Raw genomic sequence first — 23520 nt, forward strand, 5'->3', positions numbered from 1 at the left:
AGGTTTGATGAGCTATATCGAACAGTTGGGCAAGAATACCCAAAAAGCCAGTAAAACGTTAATTAGTTTGGGAAGCGTGGAAAAAAACAATCTGCTGCGTCAGGTTGCGGCGGCTTTGGTTGAACGGGCTGAGATGATTTTGGCGGAAAATGCCCGCGATTTGTCCGCTGCAAAAGAAAACGGCATTTCGGACATTATGCTCGACAGGTTGCGCTTGAATCACGAACGTATCAAGGGCATTGCGGAAGGCGTTGAGCAGGTTGCCGATTTGCAGGACCCGATTGGGCAGGTTGTCCGCGGTTATACCAATCTGGACGGCTTGAAGATTGTTCAAAAACGCGTGCCTTTGGGCGTGGTTGCCATGATTTTTGAAAGCCGCCCGAATGTTTCGGTCGATGCGTTTTCTCTGGCCTTTAAAACCGGCAATGCCATTATTTTGCGCGGCGGTCGCGATGCCATCCATTCCAATACCGCATTGATTGCCGTCATCAGGCAGACTTTGGTACAAGCGGGAATGGATGCCGATGTGGTGCAGCTGGTTGAGGATACCAGTCATGCCGCTGCCGAGGAATTGATGCAGGCAGTCGATTATATTGATGTGCTGATTCCGCGCGGCGGCGCGCGCTTGATTCAGACGGTGAAAGAGAAATCGAAAGTTCCCGTCATTGAAACCGGAGTCGGTAATTGCCATATTTATGTAGATGACAGTGCCGATTTGGAGATGGCGGTCGATATCGTCGTGAATGCCAAAACGCAGCGCCCAAGCGTGTGTAATGCCGCTGAATCTTTGGTTGTTCATGAAAAGATAGCGGAGGCGTTTTTGCCCAAACTGGAAGAAGCCGTTGCCAAAGTGCATCCGGTCGAATTTAGAGCCGATCAGGAAGCACTGCGTATGTTTAAAAATGCTGTTTTGGCAACCGAGGAAGATTACAGTACCGAGTTTCTTGACTATATTATGTCGGTCAAGACAGTGAAATCGGTGGAAGAAGCCGTCGATTGGATTAACGGCCATACGACGCATCACTCGGAAGCGATTGTGACCCAAAGCATTGCCCATGCTGAGTTTTTCCAAGAAAGCATTGATGCGGCGGCGGTTTATGTCAATGCGTCCACTCGGTTCACCGACGGCTTTGTTTTCGGATTGGGCGCGGAAATCGGGATTTCCACCCAAAAAATGCACGCCCGCGGCCCGATGGGTTTGGAAGCGCTGACTTCGACCAAGTTCTACATCAACGGCAACGGTCAGATCCGACGTTGATAAACGCCCCTCAACTTCATCAATTTGCGTATAATGGCGGGAAATTTGATTTTCCCCGAACAACCGATTTAGTAAAAAGGAACACACCATGTCCTCTATCCACGATCAAATCAAAGAAGTCGTTACCACACACCGCGTCGTATTGTTCATGAAAGGCACGAAGCAATTCCCGCAATGTGGCTTCTCTTCCCGTGCTGTACAAATCCTGAATGCGGCAGGTTGCACCGACTATGTAACCGTCAACGTATTGGAAAACGATGCCGTACGCCAAGGCATTAAAGAATACAGCGATTGGCCGACTATTCCTCAACTGTACGTTAACGGCGAATTTGTCGGCGGCTCCGACATTTTGATGGAAATGTACGAAGCCGGCGAACTGCAAGAATTGCTGAAAGCTTAATTATCCACAATATTCCATAATGTAAAATTGTTGACAAAGGCCGTCTGAAACCCTGATTCAGACGGCCTTTCGCATGAATACGCACTTTGCGCGCCATGTGAAAAAAAGTATAATCCCCCTCCATCAACGCAATTCGGAAAATCAACATGAACGTTACCGTTATCAACCACCCTTTAGTCCGCCACAAACTCACGCTGATGCGTGAAGCGGATTGCAGCACTTACAAATTCCGCACGCTTACCACCGAGTTGGCACGTCTGATGGCATACGAAGCCAGCCGTGACTTTGAAATTGAAAAATACATTATTGACGGCTGGTGCGGTTCTATTGAAGGCGACCGCATCAAAGGCAAAACGCTGACTGTCGTCCCGATTTTGCGTGCCGGTTTGGGTATGCTCGACGGCGTACTCGACCTGATTCCGACTGCCAAAATCAGCGTTGTCGGCTTGCAGCGCGATGAAGAAACTTTGAAACCGGTTTCTTATTTTGAAAAATTTGTCGATAGCATGGACGAACGTCCCGCGCTGATTATCGACCCAATGTTGGCGACCGGCGGCTCTATGGTTGCCACCATCGACCTTTTGAAAGCCAAAGGTTGCCGTAACATCAAAGCATTGGTATTAGTTGCCGCTCCGGAAGGTGTGAAAGCCGTCAATGACGCGCATCCTGATGTAACCATCTACACTGCCGCGCTCGACAGCCACTTGAATGAACACGGCTACATCATCCCCGGTTTGGGCGATGCCGGCGATAAGATTTTCGGTACACGTTAATTGAAATGTTTAAGGCCGTCTGAAAAGTGTCAAACATCAATTTTCAGACGGCCTTGTTATATGGTTTGTTTTAAAATCCACATCAGAAAGGACAATCATGAGCTTCCAAGACAATCTGGCCGCTATGCCTGCCATCGATCATTTGAGCGGCTTGGATATTCTCGATAAAGAGGGCAATGTGGTTCATCACATTCCCAATGTACCCGGCAAACAAGGCTCGCTCAAACTTTACCATGCTTTGGCGCAAGAGTTTGACGGTAAACTTGACGCAGCAGCGGCAGAACGCGGCTTGGCATGGTTTGCAGAACATGTTGCCGATGCCGAAGCCAATCCAGGCAAACATCCGAATATTGATTTACTGTTTAAAGTGAAGGCTGAAAATATCAGCCTGACTTTGAAACCATTGGTTGCTTAATGAATACAAAAAAGGCCGTCTGAAAACAATTTTCAGACGGCCTTTTTATATGCTTAAAACCTTAAGCGATAGAAGCTTCAACGAATGCAGTCAGTTGACCTTTAGCCAATGCGCCGACTTTGGTTGCAACGTTTTCGCCGTTTTTGAACACCATCAGGGTAGGGATGCCGCGAACGCCGAATTTGGCAGGAGTGGCTTCATTGTCGTCGATGTTGATTTTAACAACTTTCAGACGGCCTTGGAATTCGGAGGCGATGTCGTCCAAGATTGGGGCAATCATTTTGCAAGGGCCGCACCATGGTGCCCAGAAGTCCAGCAATACAGGTACATCGGATTTCAAAACGTCTTGTTCGAAGCTGGCATCGCTGGAGTGGATAATCAATTCGCTGCTCATGTTTGTTTCCTTTTGAATGGGGATCGATAAATATGTTGTTCAGAATAGTGGCAGACAGGGAAAATTTCAAGTGCCGCCACCCGGTAATAGTTTTTTTGAAATGCGCCTATCGCAATCTTTAAAGATTCAGACGGCCTCTTGAACCATGTGGCCGGAGTGGGCAATCAAATGGCGCGTATAGTCGCTGCTTGGATTGGCAAACACATTTTCGCATTCGCCTTCTTCAACGATTTTGCCGTCTTTCAACACCATCACGCGATGGGAAATGGCGCGGATCACGGCGAGGTCGTGGCTGATGATGATGAAGGCGAGGCCGTATTCTTTTTGCAGGCCGCTGAGCAATTCAAGGATTTGTTGTTGCCATTGGACATCAAGCGCGCTGGTTGGTTCGTCCAATACGAGGATTTTCGGGCGGACAATGATGGCGCGGGCGATGGCAAGGCGTTGGCGCTGGCCGCCGGAGAATGCGTGCGGATAGCGTTCGAGTGCGTCTTCGGGCAAGCCGACTTGTTTGAGGACTTCTTGAACACGGCGGCGCATTTCTTCGCGCGGCATACTGGGCTCGTGAACGCGCAAGGCTTCGGAAACGGTATCAAAGACGTTCATGCGCGGATTGAATGCGCCGAACGGGTCTTGGAACACCATTTGGATTTCGCGGCGCAATTCGTGTCGCCATGGCTCGCCGTTGATGTCCAGGCTGCCTTCGGAGTCGATAAGGTGCATAACGGCTTTGGCCAGCGTGGTTTTGCCGCAGCCACTTTCGCCGATGATGCCCAATGTTTCCCCTGATTTGAGATCGAAAGAAACGGGGTTGAGAATGGTTTTGTCGCGTTTTTTAAACCAGCCGTCTGATTCTTTGATGGAAAAGGCGATTTGTTCGGCCTTGAGTACGGTGGCTGGGTTTGCAGGTAAAGGAGCCACTTTGCGCATTGTGCCGGCGTTGAGCAACATTTTGGTGTATTCGTGTTGCGGATTGGCGAAGACTTCGTTTGCTTTGCCGGTTTCGAGGATGCGGCCGTTACGCATAACGGCGACATCATCGGCAAAACGGCGCACGAGGTTTAAGTCGTGCGTAATGTAGAGCATGGTCATGCCGTGTTCTTCCTGCAGGCGTGAGAGCAGATCGAGGATTTGGGCTTGGACGGCAACGTCCAAAGCGGTGGTCGGTTCGTCGGCAATCAGGAGCTTGGGCTGGGCTGATACGGCCATGGCAATCATGGCGCGTTGGCGTTGGCCGCCGGAAAGTTGGAAAGGGTATGCCTGGGCTTTTTGCTCGGGCTGGTGGATGCCGGTTTCGTCCAAGAGTTCGATAGCGCGCGCCCATGCCTGTTTTTTATCCAAACCCAAATGCAGGGACAGGACTTCGGCGATTTGTTCGCCGACGCGCATGACGGGGTTGAGGGCGGTCATGGGTTCTTGAAACACCATGCCGATTTCGCGGCCGCGCAGTTTTTGCAGGGCGCGTTCGGGCTGGGTCAGCAGATCGGTTCCGCAATATTTCAGACGGCCTTCAAAGGTAACCATCGGATTCAGGCGCATGATGCCTTGCGACAATACGGTTTTGCCGCTGCCACTCTCGCCGACCAATGCCAGCTTGCGGCCGGGTTGCAAGGTCAGGTTGATATCGTGCAGGACTTGCTTGCTCGGAAAGGAGCCGTTTAGGTTTTCGATTTCGAGTATCGGTGTCGTCATGGTCGTGGCCGTCTGAAAAGTTTGTTGATGACAGGTTTTCAGACGGCCTGCATGAATCAAGGGGCCGTCTGAAACAGCGGTTTAGTCTTGAAACTGTTCTTTGAGTTTGCGTTTTAACACTTTGCCGGTGGCATTGCGCGGCAGCTCGTCTTGGAAGATGATTTGTTTGGGGATTTTAAAGTTTGCCAGCAGGCCGCGCAGGTGGCTGCGGACTTCGGCTTCTTCCAGTTTCATGCCTTCTTTGAGTTGGATAAAGGCAATGATTTCTTCATCGGCGTATTGGTCTTTCACACCGATGACAGCGGCGGCTTCCACGGCATCGAGTTTGTAAATGGCTTCTTCGATTTCGCGCGGATAGACGTTTTGGCCTTTGGAGATAATCAGGTCTTTTTTGCGGTCGACGATGAAGATGAAGCCGTCTTCGTCTATGGTGACAAAGTCGCCGGTTTTCAGCCAACCGTTGACGATGGTTTCATCTGTGGCGTCAGGCATATTGAGGTAGCCCTGCATGACTGAGCCGCCTTTGATGATGAGTTCGCCCACTTCGCCGCGCGGCACTTCGATTAATTCGTCATCGACGGCTTTCACGGTCAAGCCGGGCAGGGCGACGCCGACGCTGGCGGTTTTTTGGCGCTCAGGCGTATTGACGGCCACAACGGGCGAGCATTCGCTCAAGCCGTAGCCTTCCAGCAATTTGGCGCGCGGGAATTTGGCTTTGAAGTCGTCAATGGTTTGTCCGGCCAGAGGCGCGCCGCCGCTGATAAACAGGCGGACGCGGTTGAACCATCTGAAATACCAAGGGATTTTGGCTTTGCTCATGGCAGTGTAAATAGCCGGTACGCCGAGGAAAATGGTAGCGCGTTTGAGCAAAACCTGTTTCAACACGTTGGAGAATGGGAATACGGATTTGACCAAAATAATCGAGCAGGCTTGAGATATCGGCAGCAAAACCATGGCGGTCAGCGTAAAGCTGTGGAACATAGGCAAGAAGACGACGAAGCGGTCTTTTTGCGAAATTTGGAAAATTTGTTCGATACCTGAAAGGTTGGAAAACAGGTTGCTGTAACTGATTAATGCACCTTTTGGGTGGCCGGTTGTGCCGGAGGTGTAGATAATGTGCGCCAAATCGTTGATGGACGGCTGACGGCTCAGATTCGGCTTGCCGGGGAATGTACGCGCGGCATCGAAATAGCTGTCATCGCCACTGGCGGCGTTGGTTTCACCAATCCAGATGATTTTATTGACTTTGGTTTTGGTTTTGATGTTTTTGAGTTCTTTGGCCAACGGCGCGGATGCGAACATAAAGCGTGCGCCGCAGTCATTGAGGATGTAGGAAAATTCTTCGCTTTTCAAAAAGACGTTGAGTGGGACGGCTACCGCGCCGATAGAGGTAATAGCGAAATAGGCGGCAATAAATTCGGGAGAGTTGGAAACGACAAGGGCGACTCTGTCGCCATATTGTACGCCTTGGTGTTGCAGATAGGCGGCGACGGTTTCTACTTCGCGTTTGAGGGAGGAATAGTTGATTTTTTCTTTGTCGTTGAAAATGACTGTGCCTTTACCGTTTTTTTGGCAGGCTGCAGTCAGCATAGCGTAAAAATTAGGGTGGGTGTGCATTTCGGAGTTTGTGTCCATATTGTGTCGATTGATGTACGGTTTCGATGAACCGTTTATTTCGAAGGATAGGTTTTACATCCTATCGGTAAAATAAGCAAGAGGCCGTCTGAAAATACTTTCAGACGGCCTTGAGCTTTGCTGGGCTTAGGAAAGCAATATTTTGAATTTAAACTTATTTATTGTGTTGATGGGAATATTCCCATTCTTCAAAGTCTGCCGTTCGGAAGATAGTGCAAGCCGATTGCGTTTCTGTCTCAAGCCATTTCGAGTTTACCGCTGTGTTTGAGGCAGAATCCGGATAACGGGTAGGCAGAGCCAATGTTAGAGACTTTGAGACCTAGCCGTTGTTCAGACGGCCATCGGGTACTTTCTTAAACAGGCGATAGAAATTGTCGCTGGTGTTTTGTGCCAATGTTTCCAAGCTCTCGCCGCGCAGATTGGCTAAGAACTCGGCTGTATAGCGGACGTAGGAAGGCTCGTTTTGTTTGCCGCGTTTGGGAACCGGCGCGAGGAAGGGCGCATCGGTTTCTACCAAGATTCTATCGGCAGGGACGTATTTGGCGGCTTCCTGTATTAGCGGCGCGTTTTTAAACGTCACAATGCCGGAGAAGGAGATGTATAACCCTAAATCCAAAGCGGCTTTGGCAAAGGCGACGTCTTCAGAGAAGCAATGAATCACGCCGGAATTAGTGTGGCATTCTTTCAAAATTCGCAACGTGTCTTCGGCCGCATCGCGCGTGTGGACGATAACGGGCAGGCCGCTTTCGTTGGCTGCTTGGATATGGTCGGCAAAGCGTTGATGTTGCCATGACAAATCGCCTTTGCACCAGTAATAGTCCAAACCGGTTTCGCCGATACCGACGATTTTGGGATGTTTGGCTGCCTCTACCATTTCGGCAATGGTAAATTCTTCTGCTTCTTGGCTGTCGGGATGTATGCCGATGGTGCAGTAGATGTGGTCGTTTGCCTGAGCAATGTCGAAGACTTCGGCAAAACTTTGTTTGCTGACGCTGATGGCAAGCGCCTGTTTGACGCTTTGCGCTTCCATATTGGCAAAGACTTCGGGCAGGCGGTCTTTTAAGCCGTTAAAATTGAGATGGCAGTGTGAATCGATTAAATACATGGTGTTACAGGGTAAAAGTAGTGCGGTCGCTGCGCAGGCGCGGGCCAAGCTCGGCTTCGATCAGGTTTTTTGCCTGCAGGCAGCTTTCGTGTTCGGAGAATGCAAGGCCTACGCCTTTGGGACGGTGGGCTGAAGTGCGCGCCGGATTGATCCAAACGACTTTTGTTGGCAGGAAGCGTTTGGGATAGTCGGCGATTTCGACGGCCAAGAGGATGTCTTCGCCTAGTGAGAATACGTCATCGGTCGGTACGAACAGGCCGCCGTGTTCTAAAAACGGCATATAGCAGTTGTACAACAGGTTGGGGTCTTTGAGTTGCAAAGCCAACATCTTCGCCGGAATGTCTTTTTTATTCATCATTGATTACCTGTTAGGGTTTGTTTTGCCAAAAATCTAAATATTCGATAAGCAGATACTCAAGCTGCATTTTAACACTCAAGGTATGGTATCCGTAAGGGTTGAGCGCGTTCAGACGGCCCAATAGGGCAAACAGCTTGCGTGAATCGGTTTTAGAGGCCCTCTGAAGCAGGGCTTGGGCATGGTGCGGATAATAAAGTGGCGCCATGCTTTGTTGTGCCAAGCCGACATCTATCAGCCATTTTTGCAGCCAGTCGATGAAAATGGCCAGCGGTTGTTTTTGTTTGTCGAACGCGGCGGCGTAGTCGAGTATGGCCAACAGGCGCGGGGCAGCCAGCAGCGTCAGCAATTCTTCGCGCAATGCGTCCAATTCGGGAGTCGGTGTGAATAAAGGCGCGCCGCTGTGGAATGCCAACAAGGCTTCGGCATTTTCCACGCCCTGTTGGCGCAGGTATGCCGCAGCCTGCTCATGGGTAGGCGAGGGCAGCACCATCTGGCGGCAACGGCTTTTGATGGTGGGCAGGAGTTTGTCGCGCGCGTGGGTAACGAGTAGGAAAACAACGTGTTGCGGCGGCTCTTCCAAAGCTTTTAACAAACCGTTTGCCGCCTGTGTATTCATGCTTTCGGCCGGATGTACCAATACCACGCGCAGGCCGCCGCGGACAGCGGTCAGGTAAATGTTTTCCACAATATCGCGCACGGCATCGATTTTGATTTGCAGGAGTTTGCGTCCTATTGCCTCGCCTTCGGGCATTTCCGGCGTGAGTTCGTAAAAGTCGGGATGGGTGTTTTGGCTGAACAAATGGCACGAAGCGCATTCGCCGCATGGCTCATGGCCGGATTTGGGCGATTCGCACAGCAATGCCTGCGCGACAAAGCGGGCAAACTCGGTTTTACCGGTATTTTCTTTGCCGGTAAACAGCCAAGCGTTAGGTCGGTTTTGCCAATGGGCGGCGAGCTGTTGCCATTGGGTTTCATGCCATGGATAAATCATATCGTTTGGGAACTATTAGGTAGGTGGTTATTATACTCTCAGGCCGTCTGAAAAAGGTTTCAGACGGCCTTTAATAAACTGCCTAAAAATTAATCAAATATCGTTTTTCTTTGAAATATCAATGAATAAGCTGATTTATTCACAGCCTTTGCACACGCTTGTTTGGGGAAAATGTGCATTTTGTTTGGGAGTAAAGTTGTGCTTAAAATTTAGGCAGATGTGTTTTTTAATTTTAAATCAGACAGTAATCTGATTTATGCACAAGCTGTCCACGCGATTGAACAGTGAAAATGTGCATGGTGGGGATATATTTCAGACGGTCTTATTTGCTGATTTTCAATAAAGCGGTCAAATCCCCGATAAATTTTGGTTCCCGTTTGATGAGGTAAACAATCAACGGAAGATTACCCACGGCAACAATCAAATACAGCAGCGTGATGCTGTTGAATAACATCAGCAAAACCGCGCTCAAAATGGCAGCCGACACCATAAACACGCCGTTGATGATGTTGTTGGCAGCAACAGCATGGGCGCGGAAGGTTTCGCTGCTGGCAGTTTGCAGCCAAGTGTAGAGCGGTACGGAGAAGAAACCGCCGAAAAAGCCGATGGCCGACATCACGAGCATAATCGGATACGCCTTTGCTTGCGATAAAAACCAAATAATGCCGTTTAATTCGGTAAAGCGTTGGCCTTGGGTCAGCCACACCAGCAATAATCCACAGACCGTCAGCCCCAGAGTGCCGATGGTAACCAAGCCCAAAATCAGGCGCTCATGGCTGAGTTTGGCGCATAACACCGAGCCGATGGCGATACCGATGGAGAACAGCGCCAACATCAAGTTGAACACATTATCGTTGCCGCCCAAATGGATTTGCGTGAACGTCGGTAGTTGGGTGGTATAAACCGAGCCGATAAACCAAAACCATGAAATACCGATGATGGACGTGAATACGGGACGATTGGCCGCCGCTTCACGAATCAGTGAATTCGTGCCTTTGATGATGTTCCATTCGATTTTTGTGTCCGGCATTTTAGCGGGTACAGACGGCATAAACAGGCTGGTCATCGTGCCGCCGATAGCGACCAATAACACCAAACCGCCAACAATATACGGCGGAACACCTGCGACTGCGGTACCCAAAATCTGGCCGAGCAAAATGGCGATAAACGTACCTGATTCAATCAGGCTGTTGCCCATAATCAGCTCTTTGTCGTTGAGGTAATCGGGCAGAATGGCGTATTTCAGCGGGCCGAACAAGGTCGATTGCGTGCCCATGCAAAACAGGCAGATTAAAAGCAAAGGCGCGGATTGGATGTAGAAGCCATACGCCGCCACTGCCATGATGATGATTTCCAACAGCTTGATCCAGCGTGCCAAAACTGCTTTATCGAATTTGTTGCTCAGCTGTCCTGACAGCGCGGAAAACAGGAAGTAGGGCAGGATAAACAGCATTGCGCCCAAGTTCAGCATTTGGCTGGGTGGCAGAAAGTCGTTTTTACCCAAACCGTAAAAACTGATCATCACGAATAATGCGGTTTTGAACATATTATCGTTCAACGCGCCCAAAAACTGCGTCCCAAAGAGCGGCGCAAAACGGCGGGTTGTGTGGAAATTCAGATTGTCTTTTTTAAGGCTCATTGTTTGGATTCTTTGTCTTCGTCTTTTTCGATCAGTTTTTCAGTGGAGTCGTCGTCCATCAAAATGCGGTGCGCAGGTCCTTCAAGGTCGTCAAACTGTCCGTTTTTACCCGACCACCAGAAAAACCAGCCGATGATAAAGGCCAAAATAATGCTGATGGGGACAAGGATAAACATACTTTCCATTACATCGCTCCGGTCAAATCGGTCAGGATAAAGGTTTTACCGTTGATGGTCAGGTATTCGTTGCGCAACGCACCGATATTTTTATCGTCAAAAAACAATTCGATACGGTCTTTAACCACGCGCCAGTATTGTGGGATATCGGTTTGCTCAAAAGGCGACAATACCGCTGCTTCGGCTGCGTCTTCGCTTTGCAGCTTGATTGCGAAGCGTCCGCTTTGCGGCGGATTTTGCGATTCATCATCTGCCAACATAATAAAAAATCCGGCGTGTTCGCCGTCTTGAGTGTGGATACTGAAATAATGCATATCGGGAAATCTTCAAAACCGCCGTCATTTTTTCAGACGGCCTAAAATAAAATTCCGTCCATTTTACATCAAATATTAAGTCAAGCAGCCGATTACATTTTTTGTTAGAATACGACGTTTACTTTGTTAATCTGTTCAGACCGCTACCCACTACGTCCCACAAGGGGTGCAACATAGCCGGAGCCGCAGTAAGGTCCCGACAAAAATGCCGTCTGAAACCTCAAGGAGCATAAAAATGTCACAAAAATTAATCTTGGTTTTGAACTGCGGTAGCTCTTCCCTCAAAGGTGCCGTATTGGATAACGACAGCGGCGAAGTATTGCTGAGCTGCCTGGCAGAAAAGCTCAATCTGCCTGATGCCTACATTACCTTCAAATTCAACGGCGAAAAACACAAAGTTGACCTGTCTGCCAAGCCCGACCACACCGGCGCAGTTGAAGCCCTGATGGAAGAACTCAAAGCCCACGGCCTCGACAGCCGCATCGGCGCCATCGGTCACCGCGTCGTCAGCGGCGGCGAACTGTACAGCGAATCCATCCTCGTTGACGACGAAGTTATCGCCGGCATCGAAAAATGTATTCCGCTCGCTCCGCTGCACAACCCTGCGCACCTCTTGGGTCTGCGTGCCGCACAAAGCATTTTCAAAGGTTTGCCTAACGTTGTCGTATTCGACACCGCCTTCCACCAAACCATGCCGGAACATGCCTACACCTACGCTGTTCCACATGAATTGTATGAAAAATACGGCTTGCGTCGCTACGGCGCGCACGGTACCAGCTACCGCTACGTTTCTGATGAAACCGCCCGTTTCCTCGGTAAAGACAAAAAAGACCTGCGCATGGTCATTGCCCACTTGGGTAACGGCGCATCTATCGCAGCAGTTGCCAACGGCGAATGTAAAGATACCAGCATGGGCCTGACTCCGCTGGAAGGTTTGGTAATGGGTACACGCAGCGGCGATATCGACCCTTCAGTTTTCAGTTTCTTGGCTGAAAACGCCAACATGACCATTTCCCAAATTACCGAAATGCTGAACAAAAAATCAGGTCTGCTCGGTATTTCAGGTTTGTCCAATGACTGCCGTACCATCGAAGAAGAAGCTGCAAAAGGTCATCCAGGCGCCAAACTGGCTTTGGAAATGTTCATCTACCGCTTGGCTAAATACATCGGCAGCATGACAGTCGCGGCAGGCGGTTTGGACGCATTGGTCTTCACCGGCGGTATCGGTGAAAACTCCGACATCATCCGCGAACGCGTATTGGGCTACTTGGGCTTCCTCGGTCTGTACATCGACCAAGAAGCCAACCTGAAAGCCCGTTTCGGTAATGCTGGTGTGATTACCACTGCCGACAGCAAAGCTGTTGCCGTTGTGATTCCTACCAACGAAGAATTGATGATTGCACACGATACTGCCCGTCTGAGCGGCCTGTAATCCGTCATTATTGAAAACCTGCCCGCAAGGGCAGGTTTTTTGTTGTGTATAGATGAAGAAAATTTTGAGAATATATTGAAAAAAGCCGGCAAACATTGTGTTTGTCGGCTTTTTAATCAGTGCAATATTAAGAATACTGATAGATAGGTTTAGAACTTATAACTGATGGTAAACAGCAAAGTCCTGCCGCGCGCATAGTTATTCAAGACGGAGCGTGTCGTGCCGCCATATTTGCCATTGCATAAACCGTTGGCATCACATTCGACTTCTTCGTCATCTAAACCGCCTTTTCTTTCAAATACGCTGAAATAGCGCTGAGTCGCGGCATCGTTTGCGGCATCCAAAGGATCGATATAGCGTTTATTGAACGCATTTTGAATGTCGAAACGAAGGATAAGGTTTTTCTTTGGTTCATAATTGGCATAGAAATCAAAAATCAGCGGCTGTCTGTTGATGCTTTCTGTTTTTTTGATCACCCTTCTGCCCATTTGGTGTGAAGAGTAGGTATTGGCACCGGTTGTCCCGTCAACAAATTCTTCCTCAGTCGTTGCCCGTGTACTTTTGCCGTAATAGCGCATAATGCCGCCGATGGTCAATTTGTTGCCCAACCAACGTGAGCCCAATTCAAACCGACCGTAATCTCGGGGTAAGCGGGAAATTTTGCTTAAGCCGTAGCCTTGTTTGATTTGGTCTTCTTTAGAAGAGTTGCGGGGCGATTCGCTGGCATCGCTATAATTGGTCGGCTGGTTGGTTTTTTGATATGCGTAAGACAGGGTTGTAAAAAAGCGGCCGAAATCATAGTTCATCTCGACTTCCAAACCATTTTTATGGACAGGTTTGGCATAGTTTCGATGCTGGATAGAGTATTGCAGGCCGGTACTGGTTACCCAGCTGGGTGCTTTATCCAAATCCCACCATTTGCCATAAACATTGTGAATATAGTTGTTGATCCTGCTGCGATAGGCGACCAGTTTGAAACCCAATACATCATCCGGCTTGAAAATCCCTTTTTTGAAGGTATTGAAGCCTATTTGGTAAGTATTGGCCTGTTCCGGCTTAAGGGCGGTATTGACGCCCGAGTCGCCGATTTGTGAAAAATACATTTCTTGAATATTCGGCATTCTATGCGTACGCGAATAGCTGATAAACGGCATAAAGTAGTCGTTGACATTGATGTTTAATGCCACCGAATGGTTTACCGCATGCTTTTTACCGGATTTGGTATAAACCGGTTCGTAAAGGTCGCAGCTTGGCGTGCAATGCTGTTTATAAATTTCAGAATCTTCTCCAAATGCTTTTTTAAAGTCTTCTTGGGTATTGAAGTAGTCGGTATATTCGCCCTTGTAGCGGTAGTTGACTATATTGGCACTGTAATTCAATTGATAAATGCCTTTTTTCAAGGAAGTATCAAAATAGAACGTATTGAATTTTTGCTGGCCTGAAGGTTGCAATATGGTTGATTTCTGAGGAAATATTCCTTTGTCGCCTTTGAAGCGGCCTAAAAAGCTGTACAGGCCGGCATCTTGATCCGGGCCGTCGTAAAACAGGCTCAGCTCTTCCGGAAAGCGGTTTTTACTGTATTGGTTTTTAAAGAAATTGAAACCCACAGTAGCTTTTAAATCTGTTTTTTGGGGAAGTTTGAAAGAAAAGCTGTTGTTGATATCCAAAAGATTGGCTGTGTTTTTGGTTTCCAAATAATCAAGCAGTCCCCATCCTGAAAAACGTGAGTTTTTCGGATATTTTTGTTTTCCCAGATTATGGGCGGCCAATACGTTTAAATCGACATAATCGCCAATGTTTAAGTTGTAATTGGCTTGATAGTTGCGGTTTTCTACTTTGCGGCTGCCGATACGGTTGTTCATGGTACGAAGCTGAAGATCCAGCTTGTTGTTATCGTTTTCGTATTCCACTTTGACCAAATGGCTATTTGAGCGTTGTTGCAGGCTGGTTGGGTCGATTGGGGTCAGATCCCATTGCGGTGCCAAATTCTCTTTCCAGCTTCTTTCCAAGTCATCGACATAATCTCTTTGTAAAACTTCAGGATCGTTATATTTTTTGGAGAAAGGGTAGTCCCAATAGCTTTTACCGACCGCATTGCGTTTGGAAAAGTCACGAACCCAGAGATTTTGTTCGTGGTCGAATTTCAATAGGTTGCTCTCAAAATATTCTTGTTTTTTACGGTCCAAATATTCCTCGCCAAAATTGCCGATACGCTGACCGCCGCCGCCCACTTTATAGTTTTGCTCGACATTACGGTGGCTGTAACCATATAACGCACCAACGCGCGCACCGCTGTCAAACCATTTTTGTACAGCTCCGGTTGCCATAAAATTGCTTTTGGTGCTGTTTGTGCCGGTCAATCCTTTGGTCAAGAGGCCGAAGGTATTGTTTCCGTGTACCACATCGTCTACCCGTAAAGTACGGAAATTGGCTGTACCGGATAAGGTATTGATGCCGTTGGCACCTGTGAAACTGCCTTTGGTTACATCGACACCGGCAATAAAATTGGGATCCAGTGCCGTACCGAATTGGGAGGAGCTGCCGCTGCGTCCGGCATCGGCAGAAGTGGAATAGAAGGTTTGGGTTACGCCGTCAACCATCGTATTGACGCGTCCCAAACCGCTATCGCCACGGATATTGACCGCCAATACCCCCGATCCCTTGTCTTGTTGGGTGAAAACGCCGGGCATGCTCCGAACGATGGTATCGATGTTTTCGCTGGATTGATAAACGCGTTCACGCGAACTTTTGGCTTGGCCTTCGGTAAAAACTTTTTTCTCTTTGGCAATGTGTTTGCCTTTGACTTGAATTTCATCAAGCTCTTGAGTTGAAACCTCGTCTTCTGCGTGTGCGATACTGGTTATAGCCAGTAAAGATAATGTTAGTAGATTTAATTTGAAATTCGGATTCATGATAGTTACCTCAGAAACGAAGTTGCTACTATATAACATGTTATTAAACTTTACAAACATTTTGATAATGGTTTTTATTTATTAAAAAATAAAGTAAAATTTTGTTTCATAAGATAATCCAACCGCATATGATTAATCTGGCTGAAAAGATAAAGCAGGTCTGAATTTGAATTTGGTTGGTTGAGAAGAAGGGAGATTTAATTGAATTTAAACAGCCGGAAGAAGAAAATTTGATTGCGATATGTGAATTGAGCCGTCGGTTTCAAATGAAATCGGTAAAAAACATGAAATGCAAAATATAAAGTCAATATAGAAAGATTTGAAGTCAGTTGAAGAAAAGGCCGTCTGAAAATGATATTTCAGACGGCCTTTATTGTTTTTTAAGCCTTATTCCGGACCGCGGAATGTATCGTGGCAAGATTTGCAGCTTGCACCGGTTTCGCCGTAAGCGGCTTTGATTTCTTCCAATTTGCCGGTTTGTGCGGCGGCGTTGAGTTTCTCAACTGCAGCGGCAAATTTTTCTTCTTCGGCTTTGAAGGTTGCCGTGTCTGTCCAGATGGCAGGCAGGGCGCGGCCGTTGCCTTGAGGATCGGATTCAAACAGGGTGAACGGTTTTTTGCTGTTTTCGGCGAAGGTTGCGGCGGCTTGTTTGAATTTTTCTACGTCGTAAGGCTCTTCGTCTTTGACCATTTTGCCCATGCGGGTAAACTCGGGCATCATGGATTTGAACGCGGCCGTACGGTCTTCGGAAATCGGGCCTTTAGGCTGGGAAGGCGCGCCGCTGCCGCCGCAGGCGGAAAGGGTAAGCGCCACTGCTGCCAAGGCAACAGGGAGAAAACGGGTTTTCATATGGAGTGTGTCCTATTGTAATGATATGATTATCGTTAGATTTAAAATCAGTCGGCCAAACACTCAGGCCGTCTGATAAGGCGTTATCATACCTTAAACCCAAGTCTGAAACGAGTATAGAAAGGAAACGATATGGCAATTTTGATTACCGGGGCATCGGCAGGATTCGGCGCGGCAATGTGCCGCACCTTTGTTGCAGCAGGCTACCATGTCATCGGCGCGGCAAGGCGTGAAGACAAATTGCAGCAGTTGGCAGAGGAATTGGGCGAGCAGTTTTACCCTTTGGAAATGGATGTTTCGCGCACTGAGTCGATTCAAAACGCTTTGAACAGCCTGCCCGAGCATTTATCCGAAATTGATTGCCTGATTAACAACGCCGGTTTGGCTTTAGGTTTGGATTCTGCCGATAAAGCCGATTTTGGCGATTGGGAAACCATGATTCAAACCAATATCATCGGCCTGACTTTTCTGACTCGCCAGATTTTGCCGCAGATGGTAGCGCGCAAACAGGGCTATATCATCAATTTGGGTTCGATTGCCGGCAGTTATGCTTATTCAGGCAGTAATGTCTATGGCGCGACCAAGGCTTTTGTGCGCCAATTCAGCATGAACCTGCGCGCCGAATTGGCAGATAAAAATATCCGCATTACCAATATCGAACCGGGTTTGTGCGGCGATACCGAGTTTTCCAATGTCCGTTTCAAAGGCGACGATCAGCGTGCGGCCGAGGTTTATGAGAATGTCGAGTTTATCCAGCCGCAAGATATTGCCGATACCGCTTTATGGCTCTATCAGCGTCCGGCGCGGATGAACGTCAATTCCATCGAAATCATGCCGGTTGCCCAGACCTTTGCAGGTATGAAAGTTTACCGCGATGAGCCTGCTCCGGTGAAGGCAGAAACGTTTGAAAAACAAAGCATGTCTTTGTTTGGAAAAATTAAATCTTGGTTTAAGTAATCGGCATCAGGCCGTCTGAACGTTTCAGACGGCCTCTTTGTTATCTGAAATTGAACAAACACGTTATAATGTAATTTTTTATTAACAAGGCCGTCTGAAAGGCTGTTTCAGTTATGAACGCAATCAAACAAAAAATCTTAGAACAAGCGCAGCGCGATGGCGTGCAGGTAACGGCATTGCGCGAGCAAGTGCTTGATATTGTTTTGAAACAAAGCGGCGTGATTAAAGCCTACAACGTTCTGTCGCAGATGCAGCAGCAAAGCGAGGGCGTGGTTGCGCCGCCGACGGCCTACCGCGCCCTTGATTTTTGGGCGGAGCAGGGCGTTTTGCACAAAGTGGCGGCGGTCAACGGCTATATTCTGTGCAGCCACGCGCAGCACGAGTGCAACGACCATTGCCATGACCACGAAGAAGCCGAAGCGCATCACAGCGCGTTTATTTTGGTTTGTACCGAATGCGGTACGGCGGATGAGCAGACCTTGAGCCAAGAATGGGCGGCATTGCGTTCAGGCGTGGCCGAAACCGGTTTCTCATTAAAAGAAGAACATGTTGTTTTAACAGGAATTTGTAAAAAATGTCAGAAGTAAAAAAGACTAAAGTCCACCTGATTTCAGGCTTCCTCGGAACAGGCAAAACCACCGCCCTTAAAAGTCTGATGGCACAAAAAGACCCGAATGAAAAATGGGTCATCATTGTCAACGAATTTGGCGAAATCGGCATTGACGGCGCCGTCTTGAGCGACAACGGCATTCCCGTAGCTGAAATCGCCGGCGGCTGTTTGTGCTGTACTGCCGGCGCACAAATGGGTACGACCGTACAAAAGATGCTGCGCGATGCCCAACCCGACCGCTTGATGATTGAAGCCAGCGGCCTGGCGCACGCCGCCAGCGTTATCGACGAACTGAAAGCCAAACCGCTCGACAGTATGTTAGAAATCGGTGCAGTCTTTACCGTTGTCGATCCGCGTCAATTCATCAATCCCGATTACGCTCAACAAGCCTTGTATAAAGACCAAATCGGCATTTGCGACGTATTGGTTGCCAGCAAAACCGACTTGTGCACGCCGGAGCAACTGGCCGAATTTCATGATAAAGCGGCCAAGCTGTTCCCGCCCAAAGCCAAAGTGGTTGAAGTTCAAAATGCACAACTTGACATCCAATGGCTTGATATTCCCGTTGTCGAAAAATCGCGCTACCGCCTAAAAGCCTTGCCGGACAACACCATGGGCTTCCAGTCTCAAGGTTTCACTTTCCCTTCCGGACGTGATTTCGACGGCGAAAAGCTGACCGATTTCTTCAACGACCTGCCTAAATTTACAGACGGCCTCGTGCGTGCCAAAGGCGTGTTCCAAGTCCTCGGTACATGGGTATGGCTGAACTGGGTGGACGGTCAATGGGGCGCAAACCAAGTTTCATGGCGCCGTGATTCCCGCTTTGAGCTGATTGCCAAATCGTTTGATGCGGATTTGATTGAGAAGAAATTGCAGGAGGCGTTGGAGAAGTAAATCATCGGCCAAACGCTTATTAATCCGTTACTATATGCCGTTTGAAGTCAGCGGTTTCAGACGGCCTTCAAATCAAAAAAATAGAGGAACACTTAACCATGTGGCGTTATATCTTTCAACGTTTGCTCCTTTTGATTCCCACGTTGTTGGGGATTTTGGCGATTACCTTCGCCGTGATTCAGTTTGTTCCCGGCGGTCCGGTGGAGCAGATGGTTCAGCAGCTGACACAGGGTGCGGTTGGTGGTGAGACGGCGGGGCGGAGTATTCCCGGAACTCTGGCCAAAAACGGCAACCGTATCAGTGCGGAGGATTTGGCCGCGCTGAATGCTTTATACGGTTTCGACAAGCCGCCTTTGACGCGTTTTGCCGATATGGTATGGAAATTCGCCCGTTTCGATTTGGGCGAGAGTTTTTTCCACCATCAAACCGTATTTGAGTTGGTAAAAGAGAAAATGCCGGTATCGATGAGTTTGGGTTTGTGGACATTCTTCCTAACTTATTTGATATGTATTCCGTTAGGTATTGCCAAGGCGGTCAGGGATGGCAGCCGGTTTGATACGGTTACGGGCATGATCATTTTGGTCGGCTATACCGTACCGCCGTTTGTATTGGGTTTGGTGTTGCTGGTGTTGTTTGGCGGCGGTAGCTTTTTTGCCTGGTTCCCACAGGGTGGCTTGGTTGGTGATGATTTTGATACGCTCTCTTGGGCAGGTAAAGTCAAAGATTATTTGTGGCATATGGCCTTGCCGATTACCGCTTCGGTAGCAGGTAACTTGGCGGTGATGACCGTATTGACGAAAAACGTGTTTCTTGAAGAAATCCGCCGTCAATATGTTTATACCGCGCGAGCCAAGGGATTGCCTGAGAAACAGATTTTGTGGAAGCATATTTTCCGCAACGCCATGATTCCTCTGATTACCGGTTTCCCGGCCGCATTTATCGGCGCATTCTTTACCGGCAGCCTGTTGATTGAAACGCTGTTCTCGCTGGACGGGTTGGGTTTGTTGTCTTACGAGGCAGTGATGAAACGCGATTATCCTGTCGTAATGGGTACGCTGTATGTGTTCACGCTGATGGGGTTGTTGGCTAAACTGGTGTCGGATATTTCTTATTCATGGGTCGATCCGCGTATTCACTTTGGCGGACAGAAATAAGGCCGTCTGAAAATATCTTCAATCCATTATTAAAGAATGTTTCGAACCATGAAAAAGAAAAAATCTACTTCAAACCCTACTTGGCAAGCCTTTAAGCAGCATAAGCGCGGTTGGTTGGCTTTGCGGATTTTGGCCGTTTTGTTTGTCGTCACTTTGCTTGCGCCTTTGTGGAGCAACGACAAACCTTTGTGGATACGCTATCAGGGCGAGTATTTCTTCCCCTTGGTAAACGAATACAACGAAACCGCATTTGGCGGCGATTTCGATACGCCTGCGGATTATTTGGATCCGCTTATCCGCCACAACATCACTTCAGACGGCAATTTTGCCCTTTACCTGCCCAATCCTTACGATGCCGATACCTTAAACGATTTCGATACGGCCCCCGATCCTGCCAAGCCGTCCGAACGGCATATCTTGGGAACGGACGACCGCGGCCGCGACCTGTTGGCGCGCTTGGTTTACGGTTTCCGCGATTCACTGCTGTTTGCCTTGGTGTTGACTGTGGTGACTACCGTAATCGGCGTGGTTGCAGGCGCGGTGCAGGGTTATTTCGGCGGCAAAACTGACCTTCTGATGCAGCGTTTTATCGAGGTTTGGGGCGGTATGCCGGAGCTGTACCTCTTGATTATCCTGTCTTCGTTCTTTAATCCGGGACTGCTGATTTTGCTGGTGTTACTGTCGCTTTTCGGCTGGATGGGCTTGTCCGACTATGTCCGTGCCGAGTTTTTAAAAAACCGTCAGACCGATTACGTTTTGGCGGCGCGCGCGATGGGCGTGAGCAACCGTGAAATCATGTGGCGCCATATCCTGCCCAACAGCTTGACGCCGGTATTGGCCTTCCTGCCTTTCCGTATTTCCGGTGCCGTACTTGCCCTGACTAGCTTGGACTTCTTGGGCTTGGGCGTACCTGCCTCACAGGCGAGCTTGGGCGAGTTGCTGGCGCAAGGCAAAGACAACTTGGACGCGTGGTGGATCGGCCTGTCTGCCGTTGCTACGCTGACAGTGATGCTGCTTTTGCTGGTCATGATCGGCGAAGGTTTGCGTCAGGCATTTGACGTACGCGCACGCAGTTAATTGCTTTTCTAAAGCGTGAAGAGGGTGGGTGGAAAAGCCTGTCCTGCATTCTCAGGGCCGTCTGAAAAGTTTCAGACGGCCTCATCCATTCGTTTGAATCATTAAAAACCATGAATCAAGAAATCACATTTCTTACTCTTTTTCTGCTCGGCTTTTTTGGCGGAACGCATTGCGTCGGCATGTGCGGCGGATTGAGCAGCGCATTCGCTTTGCAGCTGCCGCCACATTTAAACCGAATCGGGCTGATTGTATTGTTGAACTTGGGGCGCATCAGCAGCTATGTCGTCATCGGCCTTCTGGTCGGCTTGGTCGGGCAGGTCGGCATTTCCTTGGACGATACGCGCGCGGTTCAAAACGGTTTGTATATTGCCGCCAATGTTTTGCTGCTTTTGCTCGGTCTGTATCTTGCCGGTATTTCGACTGCCGCAACCAAAATCGAAGGCATCGGCAAACCGATATGGAAACGCCTGAATCCTTTGTTAAACAAATTGCTGCCGATTAAATCAGTGCCTGCCTGTTTCGGCGTGGGCGTGCTTTGGGGCTGGCTGCCTTGCGGTTTGGTGTACAGCGCGTCTTTGTATGCTTTGGGCAGCGGCAATGTCTTGCACGGCGGGCTGTATATGCTGGCGTTTGCATTGGGTACGTTGCCGAACCTGCTCGCGATGGGTATATTTGCAGCGCAGTTGAAAACCTTTCTGCAAAAACGCATGGTTCGTTTGTTTGCCGGACTGTTGGTGGCAGGATGGGCGATATGGCGCTTGGCTGTATTTGCAATGGGGCAAATCGGGTAAGGTAAAAAGGTTTTATCTAGTTTGTTGTTTTGCAATCAAAAAGGCCGTCTGAAAGATTTTCAGACGGCCTTTTCATAAGAAAGATTTAATGTATCAAATTCCAAGCCATCTTGGCGGCAATCATCAGCAACATGATGCCGAAGGCGATTTTGAGTTTTCGGGCGGGCAGCTTGTGCGCCGTTTTTACGCCGAGCGGAGCAAAGAGGATGGTGGCAACGCTCAATATGAACACGGCCGGAAGATAGATAAAGCCTGCCGCGCCTTCAGGCAGGTTGGCAATATGCAAACCGTTGGCAAAATAGCCGATGGTGCCGGCAATCGCAATCGGCCATGAAAGACCTGAAGATGTGCCGATGGCGCGGTGCGCCGGAAAGTTGCAATACAGTAGGAATGGAACGGATAAAGAACCACCGCCGATACCGACCCAGCTTGAAGCCGCACCAAAAAGCGTGCCCATGGCTGTCAGGCCGGGGAGGGCAGGCAGGGTGCGTGAAGGTTTGGGTTTGGAATCGCGTAGGGTTTTAAGTGCGATAAAGGCAAGAAATGCAATAAAGAAAACCTGCAAAGCCAGCGTCGGCATATATTTTGCTGTTGCCGCGCCGAGGAGTACGCCAAGTATCATGCCCGGCGTCATTCGGCGGACGGTCGCCCAATCGATGGCGTGCTTTTTATGTTGGGCAAACATACTGGAGAAGGTGGTAAACACCATGACGGCAAAGGAAGTGCCGATAGCAAGATGCTGGGCATAGGGGTGGCTGCCTATGCCTTGCAGTTGCAACGCCCATAAGACAACGGGGACAATCAGCGTGCCGCCACCTACGCCGAACAGTCCGGCAATAAAGCCCGCCGCGCTGCCGACGGCGAGCAGGGCAAAGATGATGTCCCAAGACCACATTTCAGACGGCCTTGTCGTGTTTGTGTGATTTATGGCGTTTTCTAAACCAACGGATGACTGCCATCACATAACCGGACAGGCTGTAACCGAGGAAAAACAGGAAGAGGACGAGCGAAGGTTCCCAATTGATCAAAAGCAGAATCAATACGGCCAACACCATGCCCATAAACGGCACTTGGCGGCGGATGTTGATTTCTTTGAAGCTCCAAAACGGAATCTGCACAATCATGGAAATGCCGGCAAACAGGGTGATACCCAATGCCCACCAATGCACGTTGGGGAAGCGTTCGACGCTGTGGTTGACCCAAATCAGGCCGACAATCAACGCAGCGGCGGTCGGGCTGGGCACGCCGATAAACCAACGTTTATCAACTTTGCCGATAAGCGTGTTGAACAGCGCCAAACGCAGGGCGGCGCAGGCGCAGTAGATAAAGGCGACGGAATAACCGATTTTGCCAAACTGCCAAAGTTGCCATTTGTAGGCAATCAGGGCAGGCGCGACGCCGAAACTGACCATATCGGCGAGGCTGTCGAGCTGTTCGCCGAACGCGCTTTGGCTGTTGGTCAGCCGCGCTACGCGTCCGTCCATACCGTCGAGCAGCATGGAAAGGAAAACTGCAATCGCCGCTGTTTCATAACGTCCGTGCATAGACTGGGTAATGGCGAAGAAGGCGCAAAACAGTGCGGCGATGGTAAAGGAATTGGGCAGCAGGTAAATGCTGTTTTTGCGGATGGAGTTGCGTGGTGGAATCGGATTTTCTGTATTTTGTGAGTTGTCCATAATGTTTCCGTATATGCT

24 protein-coding genes are annotated in these 23520 nt (G+C 49.2%); 11 read left to right on the forward strand and 13 right to left on the reverse strand.

The genetic code is table 11. The features are described 5' to 3' along the window. The first annotated feature begins 7 nt into the window (after window positions 1-7). The 4 genes from ACTHR2_RS01375 (at window position 8) to ACTHR2_RS01390 (ending at window position 2846) form a co-directional block, all read left to right on the forward strand. Window positions 8-1258: a glutamate-5-semialdehyde dehydrogenase gene (locus ACTHR2_RS01375; protein WP_263341435.1), complete on the forward strand. Its 1251-nt coding sequence runs from the start codon at window positions 8-10 to the stop codon at window positions 1256-1258. Window positions 1259-1346: 88 nt separating this feature from the next. Beyond that, the gene (gene grxD / locus ACTHR2_RS01380) at window positions 1347-1658 is read left to right on the forward strand and encodes a Grx4 family monothiol glutaredoxin (protein WP_003681608.1); all 312 of its coding nucleotides are present in this window, start codon (window positions 1347-1349) and stop codon (window positions 1656-1658) included. Window positions 1659-1804: 146 nt separating this feature from the next. After that, window positions 1805-2431, forward strand: coding sequence for a uracil phosphoribosyltransferase (gene upp, locus ACTHR2_RS01385; protein ID WP_004519527.1), 627 nt, complete (start codon window positions 1805-1807; stop codon window positions 2429-2431). A gap of 97 nt (window positions 2432-2528) precedes the next feature. Then, window positions 2529-2846: a DUF2322 family protein gene (locus ACTHR2_RS01390; RefSeq protein ID WP_263341439.1), complete on the forward strand. Its 318-nt coding sequence runs from the start codon at window positions 2529-2531 to the stop codon at window positions 2844-2846. Between the two features lie 61 nt (window positions 2847-2907). Here the strand turns inward: ACTHR2_RS01390 and trxA are convergent, their stop codons facing one another. The 9 genes from trxA to ACTHR2_RS01435 form a co-directional block, all read right to left on the reverse strand. After that, on the reverse strand, window positions 2908-3240 hold the full coding sequence (trxA, locus tag ACTHR2_RS01395) for a thioredoxin TrxA (protein WP_263341441.1): 333 nt from the start codon (window positions 3238-3240) through the stop codon (window positions 2908-2910). Between the two features lie 126 nt (window positions 3241-3366). Further along, entirely contained in the window at window positions 3367-4932 is a 1566-nt protein-coding gene (locus tag ACTHR2_RS01400; RefSeq protein WP_263341442.1) for an ABC transporter ATP-binding protein, read from the reverse strand. A gap of 81 nt (window positions 4933-5013) precedes the next feature. Continuing rightward, window positions 5014-6567 (reverse strand): fatty acid--CoA ligase, encoded by a 1554-nt coding sequence (locus ACTHR2_RS01405; protein WP_263341444.1) that lies wholly within the window; start codon window positions 6565-6567, stop codon window positions 5014-5016. Window positions 6568-6886: 319 nt separating this feature from the next. After that, window positions 6887-7672, reverse strand: coding sequence for a TatD family hydrolase (locus ACTHR2_RS01410; protein ID WP_263341446.1), 786 nt, complete (start codon window positions 7670-7672; stop codon window positions 6887-6889). 4 nt (window positions 7673-7676) lie between these two features. Further along, window positions 7677-8030 (reverse strand): PilZ domain-containing protein, encoded by a 354-nt coding sequence (locus tag ACTHR2_RS01415; protein ID WP_003682949.1) that lies wholly within the window; start codon window positions 8028-8030, stop codon window positions 7677-7679. A gap of 10 nt (window positions 8031-8040) precedes the next feature. After that, a complete protein-coding gene (locus tag ACTHR2_RS01420) occupies window positions 8041-9021 on the reverse strand; it encodes a DNA polymerase III subunit delta' (RefSeq protein WP_440375260.1) in 981 nt (326 codons plus the stop codon). 322 nt (window positions 9022-9343) lie between these two features. Then, a complete protein-coding gene (locus ACTHR2_RS01425) occupies window positions 9344-10660 on the reverse strand; it encodes an MFS transporter (protein ID WP_440375261.1) in 1317 nt (438 codons plus the stop codon). Continuing rightward, window positions 10657-10845, reverse strand: a complete 189-nt coding sequence (gene ccoS / locus ACTHR2_RS01430) for a cbb3-type cytochrome oxidase assembly protein CcoS (protein WP_003681462.1) — start codon at window positions 10843-10845, stop codon at window positions 10657-10659. The genes ACTHR2_RS01425 and ccoS overlap by 4 nt, the downstream gene beginning before the upstream one ends. After that, window positions 10845-11150, reverse strand: coding sequence for an HLGFF motif protein (locus ACTHR2_RS01435; protein ID WP_254323827.1), 306 nt, complete (start codon window positions 11148-11150; stop codon window positions 10845-10847). The genes ccoS and ACTHR2_RS01435 overlap by 1 nt, the downstream gene beginning before the upstream one ends. A gap of 235 nt (window positions 11151-11385) precedes the next feature. Between ACTHR2_RS01435 and ACTHR2_RS01440 the strand changes: the two genes are divergently transcribed. Further along, window positions 11386-12582 carry an acetate kinase gene (locus tag ACTHR2_RS01440; RefSeq protein WP_440375262.1) on the forward strand — a complete coding sequence of 399 codons (1197 nt, stop codon included), beginning with the start codon at window positions 11386-11388 and terminating at the stop codon, window positions 12580-12582. A gap of 149 nt (window positions 12583-12731) precedes the next feature. Here the strand turns inward: ACTHR2_RS01440 and ACTHR2_RS01445 are convergent, their stop codons facing one another. Continuing rightward, window positions 12732-15494 carry a TonB-dependent receptor domain-containing protein gene (locus ACTHR2_RS01445; protein WP_440375263.1) on the reverse strand — a complete coding sequence of 921 codons (2763 nt, stop codon included), beginning with the start codon at window positions 15492-15494 and terminating at the stop codon, window positions 12732-12734. 387 nt (window positions 15495-15881) lie between these two features. Beyond that, complete coding sequence (locus tag ACTHR2_RS01450) at window positions 15882-16343, reverse strand: c-type cytochrome (RefSeq protein WP_263341459.1); 462 nt, start codon at window positions 16341-16343, stop codon at window positions 15882-15884. A 132-nt stretch (window positions 16344-16475) separates the two neighbouring features. Here ACTHR2_RS01450 and ACTHR2_RS01455 point away from each other — a divergent pair, with 132 nt between their 5' ends. The 6 genes from ACTHR2_RS01455 (at window position 16476) to ACTHR2_RS01480 (ending at window position 21826) form a co-directional block, all read left to right on the forward strand. Next, a complete protein-coding gene (locus ACTHR2_RS01455) occupies window positions 16476-17300 on the forward strand; it encodes an SDR family oxidoreductase (RefSeq protein WP_263341461.1) in 825 nt (274 codons plus the stop codon). Between the two features lie 113 nt (window positions 17301-17413). Further along, window positions 17414-17887, forward strand: a complete 474-nt coding sequence (locus ACTHR2_RS01460; protein ID WP_263341463.1) for a Fur family transcriptional regulator — start codon at window positions 17414-17416, stop codon at window positions 17885-17887. Next, window positions 17875-18804, forward strand: coding sequence for a CobW family GTP-binding protein (locus ACTHR2_RS01465; RefSeq protein ID WP_070461484.1), 930 nt, complete (start codon window positions 17875-17877; stop codon window positions 18802-18804). Before ACTHR2_RS01460 ends, ACTHR2_RS01465 begins: the two co-directional genes overlap by 13 nt. A gap of 98 nt (window positions 18805-18902) precedes the next feature. Next, window positions 18903-19958, forward strand: a complete 1056-nt coding sequence (locus ACTHR2_RS01470) for an ABC transporter permease subunit (RefSeq protein ID WP_440375264.1) — start codon at window positions 18903-18905, stop codon at window positions 19956-19958. A 36-nt stretch (window positions 19959-19994) separates the two neighbouring features. Beyond that, on the forward strand, window positions 19995-21035 hold the full coding sequence (locus tag ACTHR2_RS01475) for an ABC transporter permease (protein ID WP_063076440.1): 1041 nt from the start codon (window positions 19995-19997) through the stop codon (window positions 21033-21035). A 110-nt stretch (window positions 21036-21145) separates the two neighbouring features. Beyond that, window positions 21146-21826: a sulfite exporter TauE/SafE family protein gene (locus ACTHR2_RS01480; protein WP_263341469.1), complete on the forward strand. Its 681-nt coding sequence runs from the start codon at window positions 21146-21148 to the stop codon at window positions 21824-21826. Window positions 21827-21911: 85 nt separating this feature from the next. On the opposite strand, the gene ACTHR2_RS01485 is transcribed toward ACTHR2_RS01480, so the two are convergent. After that, window positions 21912-22721, reverse strand: a complete 810-nt coding sequence (locus ACTHR2_RS01485) for a sulfite exporter TauE/SafE family protein (protein ID WP_440375265.1) — start codon at window positions 22719-22721, stop codon at window positions 21912-21914. A gap of 1 nt (window position 22722) precedes the next feature. Then, window positions 22723-23502 (reverse strand): CDP-diacylglycerol--serine O-phosphatidyltransferase, encoded by a 780-nt coding sequence (pssA, locus tag ACTHR2_RS01490; RefSeq protein ID WP_263341478.1) that lies wholly within the window; start codon window positions 23500-23502, stop codon window positions 22723-22725. Between the last annotated feature and the right edge of the window lie 18 nt (window positions 23503-23520).

The sequence above is a fragment of the Neisseria sp. P0006.S004 genome (assembly GCF_051963015.1).
Lineage (GTDB): Bacteria > Pseudomonadota > Gammaproteobacteria > Burkholderiales > Neisseriaceae > Neisseria.